At 51.2% G+C, this 13,006-nt stretch carries 18 protein-coding genes; 11 read left to right on the top strand and 7 right to left on the bottom strand.

The genetic code is table 11. The features are described 5' to 3' along the window. Positions 1-67 precede the first annotated feature (67 nt). Positions 68-943: a transcriptional regulator gene (locus ACMGG5_RS19215; protein WP_420278370.1), complete on the top strand. Its 876-nt coding sequence runs from the start codon at positions 68-70 to the stop codon at positions 941-943. A gap of 76 nt (positions 944-1,019) precedes the next feature. Here the strand turns inward: ACMGG5_RS19215 and ACMGG5_RS19220 are convergent, their stop codons facing one another. Next, complete coding sequence (locus ACMGG5_RS19220; protein WP_024907108.1) at positions 1,020-1,436, bottom strand: hypothetical protein; 417 nt, start codon at positions 1,434-1,436, stop codon at positions 1,020-1,022. A gap of 249 nt (positions 1,437-1,685) precedes the next feature. Here ACMGG5_RS19220 and yedE point away from each other — a divergent pair, with 249 nt between their 5' ends. From yedE to ACMGG5_RS19235, 3 genes are all read left to right on the top strand, one after another. Continuing rightward, positions 1,686-2,897, top strand: coding sequence for a selenium metabolism membrane protein YedE/FdhT (gene yedE / locus ACMGG5_RS19225; protein ID WP_090416685.1), 1,212 nt, complete (start codon positions 1,686-1,688; stop codon positions 2,895-2,897). After that, complete coding sequence (gene yedF / locus ACMGG5_RS19230) at positions 2,894-3,127, top strand: sulfurtransferase-like selenium metabolism protein YedF (protein WP_003856774.1); 234 nt, start codon at positions 2,894-2,896, stop codon at positions 3,125-3,127. The genes yedE and yedF overlap by 4 nt, the downstream gene beginning before the upstream one ends. A 126-nt stretch (positions 3,128-3,253) precedes the next feature. Continuing rightward, positions 3,254-3,592, top strand: coding sequence for a hypothetical protein (locus tag ACMGG5_RS19235; protein WP_063621876.1), 339 nt, complete (start codon positions 3,254-3,256; stop codon positions 3,590-3,592). Between the two features lie 46 nt (positions 3,593-3,638). Here the strand turns inward: ACMGG5_RS19235 and ompW are convergent, their stop codons facing one another. After that, entirely contained in the window at positions 3,639-4,271 is a 633-nt protein-coding gene (gene ompW, locus ACMGG5_RS19240; RefSeq protein ID WP_024907105.1) for an outer membrane protein OmpW, read from the bottom strand. Between the two features lie 281 nt (positions 4,272-4,552). Here ompW and ACMGG5_RS19245 point away from each other — a divergent pair, with 281 nt between their 5' ends. The 4 genes from ACMGG5_RS19245 to yciA all read left to right on the top strand — a co-directional run bounded on the left by ACMGG5_RS19245 (position 4,553) and on the right by yciA (position 6,822). Further along, positions 4,553-4,957, top strand: coding sequence for a YkgJ family cysteine cluster protein (locus ACMGG5_RS19245; RefSeq protein ID WP_021240310.1), 405 nt, complete (start codon positions 4,553-4,555; stop codon positions 4,955-4,957). A gap of 25 nt (positions 4,958-4,982) precedes the next feature. Continuing rightward, a complete protein-coding gene (locus ACMGG5_RS19250; protein WP_032647593.1) occupies positions 4,983-5,726 on the top strand; it encodes a YciC family protein in 744 nt (247 codons plus the stop codon). A gap of 56 nt (positions 5,727-5,782) precedes the next feature. Further along, on the top strand, positions 5,783-6,322 hold the full coding sequence (locus ACMGG5_RS19255; protein WP_028018783.1) for a septation protein A: 540 nt from the start codon (positions 5,783-5,785) through the stop codon (positions 6,320-6,322). 104 nt (positions 6,323-6,426) lie between these two features. Then, positions 6,427-6,822, top strand: a complete 396-nt coding sequence (gene yciA, locus ACMGG5_RS19260; RefSeq protein ID WP_008502796.1) for an acyl-CoA thioester hydrolase YciA — start codon at positions 6,427-6,429, stop codon at positions 6,820-6,822. Between the two features lie 38 nt (positions 6,823-6,860). Here yciA and tonB read toward each other — a convergent pair whose 3' ends face one another. After that, entirely contained in the window at positions 6,861-7,583 is a 723-nt protein-coding gene (tonB, locus tag ACMGG5_RS19265) for a TonB system transport protein TonB (RefSeq protein ID WP_024907102.1), read from the bottom strand. A gap of 220 nt (positions 7,584-7,803) precedes the next feature. Between tonB and ACMGG5_RS19270 the strand changes: the two genes are divergently transcribed. Continuing rightward, positions 7,804-8,100 (top strand): YciI family protein, encoded by a 297-nt coding sequence (locus ACMGG5_RS19270; RefSeq protein WP_024907101.1) that lies wholly within the window; start codon positions 7,804-7,806, stop codon positions 8,098-8,100. A gap of 41 nt (positions 8,101-8,141) precedes the next feature. On the opposite strand, the gene ACMGG5_RS19275 is transcribed toward ACMGG5_RS19270, so the two are convergent. The 3 genes from ACMGG5_RS19275 to ACMGG5_RS19285 all read right to left on the bottom strand — a co-directional run bounded on the left by ACMGG5_RS19275 (position 8,142) and on the right by ACMGG5_RS19285 (position 10,109). Then, entirely contained in the window at positions 8,142-9,095 is a 954-nt protein-coding gene (locus tag ACMGG5_RS19275; RefSeq protein WP_420278371.1) for a bifunctional helix-turn-helix transcriptional regulator/GNAT family N-acetyltransferase, read from the bottom strand. Between the two features lie 93 nt (positions 9,096-9,188). Beyond that, the gene (gene leuE / locus ACMGG5_RS19280; protein WP_023312092.1) at positions 9,189-9,824 is read right to left on the bottom strand and encodes a leucine efflux protein LeuE; all 636 of its coding nucleotides are present in this window, start codon (positions 9,822-9,824) and stop codon (positions 9,189-9,191) included. A 111-nt stretch (positions 9,825-9,935) separates the two neighbouring features. Further along, positions 9,936-10,109, bottom strand: a complete 174-nt coding sequence (locus ACMGG5_RS19285) for a YciY family protein (RefSeq protein ID WP_021240326.1) — start codon at positions 10,107-10,109, stop codon at positions 9,936-9,938. Positions 10,110-10,267: 158 nt separating this feature from the next. On the opposite strand from ACMGG5_RS19285, the gene cls reads away from it, so the two are divergent. Together cls and ACMGG5_RS19295 are read left to right on the top strand one after the other, a co-directional pair. Further along, the gene (gene cls / locus ACMGG5_RS19290) at positions 10,268-11,728 is read left to right on the top strand and encodes a cardiolipin synthase (protein ID WP_420278372.1); all 1,461 of its coding nucleotides are present in this window, start codon (positions 10,268-10,270) and stop codon (positions 11,726-11,728) included. A 33-nt stretch (positions 11,729-11,761) separates the two neighbouring features. Further along, entirely contained in the window at positions 11,762-12,091 is a 330-nt protein-coding gene (locus ACMGG5_RS19295) for an HI1450 family dsDNA-mimic protein (protein WP_006810881.1), read from the top strand. A 31-nt stretch (positions 12,092-12,122) separates the two neighbouring features. On the opposite strand, the gene ACMGG5_RS19300 is transcribed toward ACMGG5_RS19295, so the two are convergent. Further along, positions 12,123-12,992, bottom strand: a complete 870-nt coding sequence (locus ACMGG5_RS19300) for an ion transporter (protein ID WP_420278373.1) — start codon at positions 12,990-12,992, stop codon at positions 12,123-12,125. Positions 12,993-13,006: the final 14 nt, after the last annotated feature.

Consider the following 13,006-nt stretch of genomic DNA (forward strand, 5'->3'; position numbering starts at 1 on the left):
ATTTACATACTGCAAAGAATGTATAAAGTATGCGTATATCTGTTATTGCAAAAAATATTTGGTCAAAATGTTAAGAAGTTTAATTTGTGGATGGGAAGAGTGTGACCTGAGTATTTATCGTCAGGCTTATTCTGTTTATGGCGGAAGTGTATGCACACACCCGGATGTGCTAACTTACCTGGCAAACAAACGAAAAAAAGACATTCGTTTTTTCTGTAGAAAAAAAGATGGTATTATTGTCTCATCAACTTACTCCATCAGTGGATCCCTGAATCTCTATTCAAAATCGCACCCGTTTGTTTTTGAGGATATAATATTACCCAGCGCCCCTCATTCAAAATTTTTCCTTCCCGTCAGGACAAAAAAACTTTCGCCATTACAGAAAAATGCGTTCATCAATTCATTCAGCAGTAAAATGCTGAATGATGAGATATGTCATATGAAATCTGTATTTTCTCCAAAAACGATTAAGAAAAGAAATGGCGAAAGGAATCGTTTCCTCAAGCTTGGAGGGGAAATACTGGATGTGAATACTCTTTCTGCTGAGGAAATTTGCGACAGTTACATAAACTTATTTAATGCTCGCTGGCGCGGTAAGATATCACCCTATCCAAGAGATAACCTGCTGGATGCTATTGAAAATCTGAGGCATATGGTTTTTGGCTCCGCGCTCGCATTCAATAAAAAAATCATAGCAATTGATTTAATATTCAAAACTGAATGCCCCGAATGGATCTATTTCGATGACATCAATGGTGGATATGATCCCCAATATAATGACATTGGTGCGGGGAGCGTCTTGCTCTGGGAAAATTATAATCGCGCCCGAGAGCTGTGTGAGCGGGATGAGAAACAAATCATATTCTCATTGGGAAAAAACTTCGCCGGAATGGAGTATAAAAAACAGTGGTGTAATATCATTCCTCTGAGACGTGTATTTTGATGAAATTTTATGACGTACCTTAGCTGTACGTCTTATAAAAAATAAGACTACGGCCACTCGGATCTTTGCAAACTTCTTAGTCCATTATCTGCTGAGCACTTTTCATGGTGACATTTTTGTTTGCAATTTCTCTTGCGGCCTCTTTAAGGGCTATATTCATCGCCACCGTTGTTACTGGCTTTGCAACGCCTTTTACGCGATTTGATTTACTCTGAAAAACATAGATATCCAGGGGGTTAGCTAGCTTTCTTTTATTAAATAATTGCCGCAGTATCTTGCACAGTCTCACTGTCCGCGACTCAAATTTTGGTGTTGCCGCGAGATACAACAGATCATCGTTAATATCACTGTATTTTATGTTTACAACCCGGCAGCTTTCAGTACGTAAAAAAAATAACGTCAACCATAAATCACCCCACGTCTTTGAAATTCGGTACAACTTCTGATGAATGACCATGAATTCATCAGTGGTTATAGAATCAGTTTTCGCCATTGAAAACGCCTGCATCGAGCTTTAGCATGCCTTAACATAACATTAACTATTTAAATATTTATTCAACGCCTGTGCTGTCGCATCCTGAAGCCAGGCGTGGCTGAATAAGCCGCTCGGTTTAGTGATAAAAGTCATGAAAAAGGGATGTATTTTAGAGAAAGGCATCAGTGAGGTTTTAGAGTAAGGAAAAAAGTTATATATTCCAGTCCGTTAATTCCACATATTCCTTCTGAGTTCAGAGGCTTCTTCATGTCATGGCAATTCTTCAAACAGACTTACCTGGTTAAGTTCTGGTCACCTGTTCCGGCCGTTATCGCGGCAGGCATTCTCTCTACTTATTATTTTGGCATTACCGGTACCTTCTGGGCCGTAACCGGCGAGTTCACCCGCTGGGGTGGCCAACTGCTGCAACTCGCTGGCGTACATGCCGAAGAGTGGGGCTACTTTAAACTCATTCATCTGGACGGTACGCCGCTCACCCGCATCGACGGGATGATGATCATCGGCATGTTCGGCGGCTGTTTCGCGGCGGCGCTGTGGGCAAACAACGTTAAGTTGCGTATGCCCAAAAGCCGGATCCGTATTCTGCAGGCGATTATCGGCGGCATAATTGCCGGATTCGGCGCGCGCCTGGCGATGGGGTGCAACCTTGCCGCCTTCTTTACCGGGATCCCGCAGTTTTCTCTTCACGCCTGGTTCTTTGCTGTCGCCACGGCCATTGGCTCTTACTTTGGTGCAAAATTCACTCTACTGCCGCTGTTTCGCATTCCAGTGAAAATGGTAAAAGTCAGCGCAGCGTCTCCGTTAACCCAGAAGCCCTCTCAGGCACGCCACCGTTTCCGCCTCGGAATGCTGGTCTTTTTCGCCATGATCGCATGGGCGCTCTGTACCGCTCTGAACCAGCCCAAACTCGGTCTGGCGATGCTGTTCGGTGTGGGTTTTGGTCTGCTCATTGAACGCGCGCAGATCTGCTTCACCTCCGCGTTTCGCGATATGTGGATCACCGGGCGCACGATGATGGCGAAGGCGATTATCGCCGGGATGGCGGTCAGCGCCATCGGCATCTTCAGCTATGTTCAACTGGGCGTCGAACCGAAAATCATGTGGGCCGGCCCTAACGCGGTCATTGGCGGCCTGCTGTTCGGCTTCGGGATCGTGCTGGCTGGCGGGTGTGAAACCGGCTGGATGTATCGCGCCGTCGAAGGCCAGGTGCATTACTGGTGGGTGGGGCTGGGAAATGTGATTGGTTCTACGATCCTGGCGTATTACTGGGATAACTTGTCTCCCGTCCTGGCCACCAGCTGGGACAAGGTCAACCTGCTGAATACCTTCGGGCCTCTCGGCGGCCTGTTGGTCACCTACGCCCTGCTGCTGGTCGCTTTTTTACTGGTCGTCGCACAGGAGAAACGCTTCTTCCGCCGTGCCACTGTCAAACCTGAAACGCAGGAGAACGTCGCATGAAAGAGATCGTGCCTGATTACCGTCTGGATATGGTCGGTGAGCCCTGTCCTTATCCGGCGGTTGCTACGCTTGAAGCACTACCGCAGCTTAAGAAAGGTGAAATTCTGGAGGTGGTCAGCGACTGCCCGCAGTCCATCAACAACATACCGCTGGATGCGAAAAACCACGGTTATACGGTGCTGGATATCCAGCAGGATGGCCCCACCATTCGCTATCTGATTCAAAAATGATCGCTAAGGGTCTCGTAAGGGGCCTTTATCGTATTGAATTATAAGACATCTTGATCCACGGCAAAAACGCAGTTTTCGACTTAAGTAAAATCTCATTTCCCTTTTGAAGGAGGTTTTCGCGGTTTGATGTATTTACGAGCTTTACTGGTTTTCGCCTTATTGATTCCCTTCCATGCACTGTCCCTGAATTTCTCTTCTACCTTCCTGCGCCTTAATTGTCCGCAAAGAGGACTTGTCGAAGTTATTCTTCACGTTTATGACCACACCCAGGAACGATGGCACGGTCATTTTGAAACCGGCGCGGGGCACAAACGTGCGGGTGATACCGAAATTATCCCGTTTGCCAACGGCGATATTCTCTTCCATTCCCTGTCGAGCGACGCTTTCAGCTATTTATATGATGGGGAAACGATCCTGAGGCATTGCGTAAAGCTTGATGAGCGGCCGGTTTATCCGTCGTTTTGAAGTGAGCAAAGCAAACTGGCCACCCTGTGGCCAGTTTGACGGGGGATCAGAAACGATAACCCGCAGAGAACATGAACACCCACGGATCCAGGCGAGTATTGATACTTTGCTGCTGACCGCCCGCCTTGAAGCGTACGTCCGTATCAATATCCATGTACCAGACCGAGGCGTTGATCAGCCAGTCGCGGTTAATCAGGTAATCCAGACCGACCTGTCCCGCCATGCCCCACGAATCTTTCAGGCTGAGATCCGTCAGACCCGCCTCTTTACCGGTATCGTTGAATTTCTCATCAAAGAAGGTGGTGTAGTTCACACCGGCGCCAATATAAGGGCGCACCTTGCTGCTTGAGTCACCAAAGTACCATTGCGCCATCAGCGTTGGCGGTAAATGGTGAACCGTGGCGATATCACCGGTCGGCCCGAGACCCACGCGATGACGGAACGGCGTTGCTGCCAGAAGCTCAACACCAACATTATCCGTCGCCATATAGGTGAACGTTAAACCTAACTGGGTGTTATTACTGACGCTAAAACCGCCCATACCCAGCACGTTATCCGATCCTTCAGTTGGGCGAACCGTAGCCGAACCGGCACGAATAAAGAATTCGCCTGCTTCATGCGCATACGCGCCGCCAGAGAGACTGCTTAATACAAGGGCTGCCACCGCTAATTTTTTCATATCCGCTCCATCGTTGTGGTTTTAATCGCGGGTGAGAATATACTCACAAAAGGGTAATAAGTGATCTGCCACAGATCACATTAAAACCAGTAACTTAACATTCATTGATCTGGATTAATTTTTTGTTACGCATCCAAAACCAATAAGTTGTTTCCATGTCAATTTTTGGCATTTCACGGTTACAAAATTTTCCCTTTTCCCCCTCTTGCTCTTCCTCTGGCGGCTGGATAATTTATCGCTTCACAAGTTGATTTGATGCGTTCTTCTTTTGCAGGTGTGCCATGAGTGATATTAACCCGTGCATGACGTGCGGAGCCTGTTGTGCGTATTTTCGAGTCTCTTTCTACTGGGCCGAAGCCAGCGATGGCGGCGGTACCGTTCCGGTTCATCTTACTGAGCCGTTAACCCCCTTTCTGCGCTGCATGAGCGGCACAAACCAAAAGCAGGCTCGCTGTGTTGCGCTACAGGGCGAGCCTGGGGTCTCTACCCGGTGTTCTATCTATGAGGATCGCCCCAGCCCGTGCCGGGAATTTGCCATGTCGGGGGAAGATGGGCAGGTCAACGAAGCCTGTAACCGCGCCCGCGCGCGCGTTGGATTACCGCCGCTTTACAAAGATATGCTTTTCCATACAAGCCTTGATGCTGCCACAGCAGGTGCATCCGGTGTACAATTGCCGGCTAATTAACACCTGCAATACTCAAGGAGAGTGCATGTCTATCACGGCGAAGTCTGTCTACCGTGACACGGGAAACTTTTTCCGCAATCAGTTCATAACCTTTTTACTGATCGCGTTGCTATGTGCCTTTATCACGGTGGTGCTGGGCCATGCCTTCTCACCGAGTGAAGAACAGATTGCCAGCCTCAGCCAGGGCGACCACCTTGCGGGTAGCGTGGGGTTGTTTGAACTGGTGCAAAACATGACGCCTGAGCAGCAGCAAATTCTGCTGCGCGCTTCTGCCGCGTCCACGTTCTCAGGCCTGATTGGTAATGCAATTCTGGCGGGCGGCGTTTTGCTGATGATTCAGCTGGTATCGGCGGGTCACCGGGTCAGCGCCTTGCGGGCGATTGGTGCCAGCGCGCCGGTCTTACCTAAGCTGTTTATCCTGATCTTTTTAACCACCCTGCTGGTGCAGATGGGGATTATGCTGGTCGTGGTGCCGGGTGTGTTACTGGCTATCGTGCTCTCATTTGCGCCGGTGATGGTCGTGCAGGATAAAATGGGGATTTTTACCGCGATGCGCAGCAGCATCCGACTGGCATGGGCTAATATGCGTCTGGTGGCGCCCGCCGTGATCGGCTGGCTGCTCGCCAAAACGCTGCTGTTACTGTTTGCGCCGAATTTTGCGGTATTAACGCCCAATGTTGGCGCGGTAGTGGCGAATACGCTGAGCAATCTGATTTCAGCGGTACTGCTGGTCTATCTGTTCCGCCTGTATATGTTAATTCGTCAGTAATCCCGAGGCGGGGGGCATCGCTGTCTCCCGCCCCGCTCAGAAGATGGAATCACAGAATGAAGCAGTTTCTTGATTTTTTACCGCTCGCGGTTTTTTTCGCTGTCTATAAGTTGTACGACATTTTTGCTGCAACAAAAGCATTAATCGTTGTGACCGCCGTTGTGCTGATCTATAGCTGGATTCGCTATCGCAAAGTCGAAAAAATGGCGCTTATTACGTTCATCTTGGTGGCGGTGTTCGGTGGATTGACCATTGCCTTGCATGATGTTGAATTTATTAAGTGGAAGGTGACTGTTATTTATGCGTTGTTTGCAGCAGCATTACTGTTCAGTCAATGGTTCATGAAAAAGCCCCTTATCCAGAGCATGTTAGGTAAAGAACTAACGCTGCCGCAGGTAGTCTGGTCGCGTCTGAATACTGCCTGGGCAATCTTCTTTATTCTCTGTGGTCTCGCTAATATCTATATCGCCTTCTGGCTGCCGCAGGATATCTGGGTCAACTTTAAGGTCTTTGGTCTGACTGCGCTGACGCTTATCTTCACGCTGTTAAGCGGTGTATACATCTATCGTCATATGCCGCAGGACGACAACCACTGATTACTGACTGACCAGAACGTCAACGACAGGTGTTCTGGTCTATTCTCTCCGCTGTGAAATCATAGTAGCATCCCGCCTGAAGTCTTCCGTTACGAGTTAAAACAATGACAACAACTAACGCCCCTCAGGGCGAACTGGTTTTACGCACACTGGCAATGCCCGCTGACACCAATGCCAATGGCGATATTTTTGGCGGCTGGCTGATGTCGCAGATGGATATGGGCGGCGCAATTCTGGCAAAAGAGATCGCCCACGGGCGCGTGGTGACGGTGCGGGTGGACGGCATGACCTTCCTGCGCCCGGTTGCGGTAGGGGATGTGGTTTGCTGCTACGCGCGCTGCGTGAAACGCGGCAATACCTCCATTTCCATCAACATCGAAGTCTGGGTGAAGAAAGTCTCTTCTGAGCCGATTGGGCAGCGTTATAAGGCCACTGAAGCGCTGTTTATTTATGTCGCAGTGGACAGCGAGGGTAAACCTCGTCAACTTCCACAGGCCTGATCGACAGGCAAAAAAAAGCCTCCTTTCGGAGGCTTTTTTTATTCCATCTGCGCCCCGCCGTTCAGGCGGAAAACAATATTGACGATCAATCCGCTACCCGGCTTGCCTGGCTCATAGCGCCATCTGCGCATGGCAGATTTCACTTCGCGCTCAAACATATTAGAAGGCTGAGCGGACAAGATTTCCACGTTATCCACGCGCCCATCCGCGGTCACGTCGAATTTCACCCGTACGCGACCTTCAATACGTAAGGCCTGAGCTCGCGCCGGGTACTGGGGCTGGTTGCGGCTTACGGCACGCGGGCCCGCCGGTGCGGTAACCGTTGGCTTTGAAGTCGTTGCCGTATTGTTCATCACCGGACGTGAAGGCGCTGCATTTTCGACCGGCTGGGTCGCGCGCGGTTCAACCGGACGTTCCTCGCGTTTTGGACGCTCCTCGACCTTCTTCACCGGTTTTGGCTTCGGCTTAGGTTTTGGCTTCGGTTCAGGCTTGTGGATCACCACCGGGGCTTCCTTCGGTGGCGCCGGAACAGGCTCGGGTTCTGGCTCCGGTTCAGCCACCGGCTGTGGCGGCGGAGGGGCAACCTGCGGCGGTTCAAGATCCGCTGGCGAGACCATCGTCACCGAAATCGGCTGCGCGGGCGCTGGCATTTCAATAACCTGATGAACCGAGGTATACAGCAGACCCGCCACAACGGCACCGTGAATCACGACAGAAAGCAGCGTCGGCCAGGGAAAGCGGCGAGGTAAATCAAGGGTCATCGAAGTCATAGTCATCAACGTTAAAAAACCGAACACTGATTTTAAATGCAAATAGCAATCATATTCAATAAGACACTTTGTTCTGACGCAACTTTAGCGCATGAGAGGCCAAAAAAGGCGCATTCAGATCAGGGTATTAACATTGTTTTTATTTTACATTGCAGTCGTTTGCCCTTTCACATAACGTAACTGACACTTTTACCGGTTAAGGAGCTTCGCCGTGTTTTACGTGATTTACTCTGAAGATGTTGCTGATTCGCTCGAAAAACGCCAGGCTGTGCGCCCTGCGCATCTGGCACGTTTGCAGTTGCTTCAGGATGAAGGTCGATTACTGACCGCCGGCCCTATGCCTGCAGTAGACAGTAACGATCCGGGCGCCGCCGGTTTTGCCGGCTCCACGGTTATTGCTGAGTTTGAATCTCAGGAAGCCGCTCAGGCCTGGGCTGACGCAGATCCGTATGTTGCAGCAGGTGTGTATGCGAAGGTGACGGTTCGACCTTATAAGAAAGTGTTCTGATACCAAAGCGGCTCCGCAAGGAGCCTTTTTTATAGCGCCGGTTATGCGTCTTTATACCGGGTAAACTGCTGCTCTGTAATCAGGCTTCCCCACTGGTCGCCTTCCCACTCTTTTACCAGCGTAAACCCAAACGACTCGTACAGACGCCGGGCGGCGGTAAGCTTATTGAATGTCCAGAGGTGCACGGCAGAAAAACCGACACTGTCGCAGAACCGTATCGCTTCATTCAGCAGTTTTTTCCCCACGCCTTGTCCCCGGCAGCCATCATCAAGAATAAACCAGCGAAGATGGGCTTCACCCGGTGCCAGATCCTCGCCATCTATCGCCACTGACCCCACTATCCTGCCGTTCATCATCGCCAGCCAGATCTGGTTGCACGGCTTATCCAACCGTTCACTAAATTCTGCGAGTCCTGTCGCCACTTTGGCCTCAAAAAAGCGTCCAAAATGATGTTCACGAGCGTAATAACTCCCGTGCATTTCCGCTATACGGCCAATCATGCCGGGGATATACCCCTGCACTATCGTAAGCTCGTCAGGGTGCGTCTCGTTGCCCGACTCACGGCATGCCTGCAGCGCATTGGCATAAAGGGTGAGCCCCTCCGAAATGGTCTGCTGCTGGGCAGGAGCAAGACATTTTATTGCTGAGACCACGCGCTCATTGCTGAAGGTATTAATTTTACTGACCGTCTCATGCCCTTTCGTGGTCAGCCTGAGGCTCTTTGCTCTCGCGTCCTCAGTAGATATAACTTCCTCGAGTTCGCCCGCGGCAATCAGGCGAGCAAGCATCCGGCTGACGCTGGACTTTTCCAGGCCCAGCAGTTGCACCAGCTGACTCGCCGTCATCTGTTTGCGTAAGGCGATTTCGACCAGGGTATGGACGGCCGAAGGTGAGTAGCTCGTTGAGGCCAGGGTTGAACTCATAAAACCTAACTCGCGCACCATGAGGCGCGAGGAACGTCGAATAACGCTGACTACCGGGGTTTCGCTGTGCATATTCTGTCCTCATCATTTAGTTGTACTATACAACTAAATGATGAGGGATTGTCAAACAGAATAAAAAAGGCTCCCGCAGGAGCCTTTCATCAATCAATGCAGCGACGCTAACCTCGCCGCAAACCCAACAAACAGCAGCCCTATGAGCCCGTTCCCCAGCTTTGCCAGTTTCTTTTTCGTTTTGAGATAACGCGTGACAAACGCGCCTGAGAAGATCAGGAAGCTCATGTACATGAAGCTTATCAACTCAAGCGTCGTCGCGAGGATAAGGAAAGAGGTGCCGGTGCTCTGTGCGTTCACGTCAATAAACTGAACGAAGAACGATACGTAGAACAGAATCGCTTTTGGATTGGTCAGGCTCAATACCAGCGAACGTTTCATGATCATACTGGCAGGTTCGGGGCCGCTCTCATGCGCGTTTTTCTGACGGTTCACCACCGACCAGAGCATTTTGCCCCCCAGCCACAGCAGATAGAAGGCTCCGAGATAGCGCACGATGTTAAACAGCACCGGCGTGGTCTGGATTAATGCTGCGACACCCGCCCAGGCCAGAAACATCAGAACCGCATCACCGATAAACACGCCTGTGGCGGCGAGATACCCTTTTTTAACGCCGTGACCAATCCCGGTTTTCAGCACAAACAGGGTATTCGGCCCCGGTACCAGCACGATAAAAAATGCGCCAACAACATACGTCCAGAAATTCAGTACGCCAAACTCCGCAAACACTTCTTCTCCCTCCTTTTGCTCAACACAATAGGAATAGCGCTGCAACCACGCTACTCCCAAAAATCAGATCCTATAAAATCAGCGGGCACCATTACGGTGCCCTCATGGTACTCAGATATCCTGGACTGCGAACAGCAACGCGTTGCGATGCCGGGTCATTCCACATTTTCTGATGGCGTGAATACGCATATTGCGGCGGGATTGTGCTTCCAGCCAACGAGCCTTGCGACGACTCACCTGTCGCAACATGCGCCAGCGCCCTACTTCTGTTCTACTGCGCTTCATGTCTACAACTCTTTCTCTAACACTTTTTCTCTAAAAGAAAGGCCATTATAAACCCAACCCTGCGGCAAACCAGCGCTTTTACCTGGCGTTTTTATTTGCCAGATGAATCCTGATGCGTACACTCATAACAATACGCTTTCAAAAGGATTTTTTTACCTATGACAACCTTCTACACCGTGGTGAGTTGGCTGGTCATTTTGGGATACTGGCTGTTAATCGCAGGTGTGACATTACGCATCCTGATGAAGCGCAGAGCCGTTCCCTCTGCCATGGCCTGGCTTCTGATAATCTACATCCTCCCGCTGGTGGGAATTATTGCCTATCTCTCTTTCGGTGAGCTTCATCTGGGTAAACGCCGCGCAGAGCGGGCCCGTGCCATGTGGCCCTCCACCGCAAAGTGGCTTAACGACCTTAAAGCCTGCAAACATATCTTTGCCGAGGAGAACAGCAGCGTCGCCTCGTCACTGTTTAAGCTGTGCGAACGCCGTCAGGGGATTGGTGGTGTTAAAGGCAATCAGCTCCAGCTGCTGACCTCGTCCGACGACGTCATGCAGGCATTAATCCGCGATATCCAGCTGGCACGTCATAATATCGAGATGGTTTTTTATATCTGGCAGCCCGGCGGGATGGCTGATCAGGTCGCTGAATCGCTGATGGCCGCGGCGCGACGCGGCATTCACTGCCGTCTGATGCTTGACTCCGCAGGCAGCGTGGCATTTTTCCGTAGCCCCTGGGCGGGCATGATGCGCAATGCCGGTATCGAGGTGGTTGAGGCGCTGAAGGTTAACCTGCTGCGCGTGTTTCTGCGCCGGATGGATCTCCGTCAGCATCGCAAAATGATCATGATCGATAACTATATTGCCTACACCGGCAGCATGAACATGGTTGATCCGCGCTTCTTCAAGCAGGACTCGGGCGTGGGCCAGTGGGTGGATTTGATGGCGCGAATGGAGGGGCCGATTGCCACCTCGATGGGCATCGTTTACTCCTGCGACTGGGAGATAGAAACCGGCAAACGCATTCTGCCGCCACCGCCGGACGGCAATATTATACCGTTTGAAGAGGCCAGCGGTCACACCATTCATACCATTGCTTCCGGGCCGGGCTTCCCGGAGGATTTGATCCATCAGGCGCTGCTGACGGCGACGTACTCGGCGCGTGAATACCTGATCATGACGACGCCCTACTTTGTTCCCAGCGATGATCTCCTGCACGCGATCTGTACCGCGGCGCAGCGCGGCGTCGATGTGAGCATTATTTTGCCGCGCAAAAATGACTCCCTTCTGGTGGGCTGGGCCAGCCGGGCCTTCTTTAGCGAACTGCTGGCCGCAGGGGTGAAGATCTACCAGTTCGAAGGCGGATTGCTCCACACCAAAAGCGTGCTTGTCGACGGCGAGTTAAGCCTGGTGGGGACAGTGAACCTGGATATGCGCAGCCTGTGGCTCAACTTTGAAATCACGCTGGTTATTGATGATGCCGGCTTTGGCGGCGATCTCGCGGCGGTGCAGGATGATTATATCTCCCGCTCGCGGCTGCTGGATGCCAGACTGTGGGTAAAACGTCCGCTGTGGCAGAGAATTGCCGAACGACTGTTTTACTTCTTTAGTCCGTTGCTGTAAAACGTGCCCAACGATGTTAAACAGGTAGTCATCATGGAAATGGATCTGAACAATCGCCTGACCGAAGACGAAACGCTCGAGCAGGCCTATGACATTTTTCTCGAACTGGCGGTTGATAACCTCGATCCCGCAGACGTGATCCTCTTTAATCTGCAGTTCGAAGAGCGCGGCGGTGCCGAACTGTTCGACCCTTCAGAAGACTGGGCTGAACATGTGGATTTCGATCTGAATCCTGACTTCTTTGCCGAAGTGGTCATCGGGCTGGCCGATGAAGACGGTGGCGAGATTAACGATATTTTCGCCCGCGTCCTGCTCTGTCGAGAGAAAGACCACAAGCTGTGCCATATTCTCTGGCGCGAATAATAAAAAAGGCTGCGATTGCAGCCTTTTTTATTTACTCCGGCAACGCACTTCCGCAGCGGTTACAAAACCGCGCGTTAAGGTCATGTTCACCCTGGTGACATGCCGGACATTTGCGCTGCTGCTTGCGGCTCTGAAATGCGCTGCTCATGTGCGTGGTAATAAGCCCGGTCGGAATAGCAATGACCGAATAGCCAATCAAAATCAGCACTGAGGCCACAATGCGGCCCAGCGGCGTATGGGGCGTGATATCACCGTACCCCACGGTCGTCACGGTCACTATCGCCCAATAAACGGACGCATTGAGCGTCGAGAAACCATATTTCGGCCCCTCTATCAGATACATCAGCGCGCCAAAAACGATCATGACGATGGCAATAAACGAGTAGAAGAGAACAAGCTGATGACGGGCACTGACAATTGCGCTCCAGAACACGCGCAGTGAGGGCATAAAGCGCAGTAATTTCAGAATACGTAATACGCGAATAACGCGCATCGCTCGCCAGGCAAAGACATAGCTCAGGCTGATTTCCGGCCACAGCCACATGACGTAGAGCGGCAGAATGGTGGCTAAATCAATAAATCCCCAGAAGCTGAAAACATATCGGGCCGGGTTGGGCAAGGCAATTACTCTGAGCAAATATTCAGCGGTAAACACCAGGGTAATCGCCAGCTCAAGCCAGACAAAGACATGCCATTCGTCAAACGTCAGGTGGTATTGCGTCCCGGCGCCTGACTCAATAAAGATGACCACCACGCTGAGGAGCGCAAATAAACCGCAAAGACCTTCGAAGCGTCGCCCGGATACCGTTTCAGGATCGAATAAAACATGATAAAGCCGCCGACGGGCTGACGTGAATAAACGCGACACAGTGACCTCGCAAAATATAAGGGCTGACATCATGTCAGCCCTTGCGA

This window comes from Enterobacter sp. BNK-34 (assembly GCF_048684445.1).
GTDB lineage: Bacteria > Pseudomonadota > Gammaproteobacteria > Enterobacterales > Enterobacteriaceae > Enterobacter > Enterobacter pseudoroggenkampii.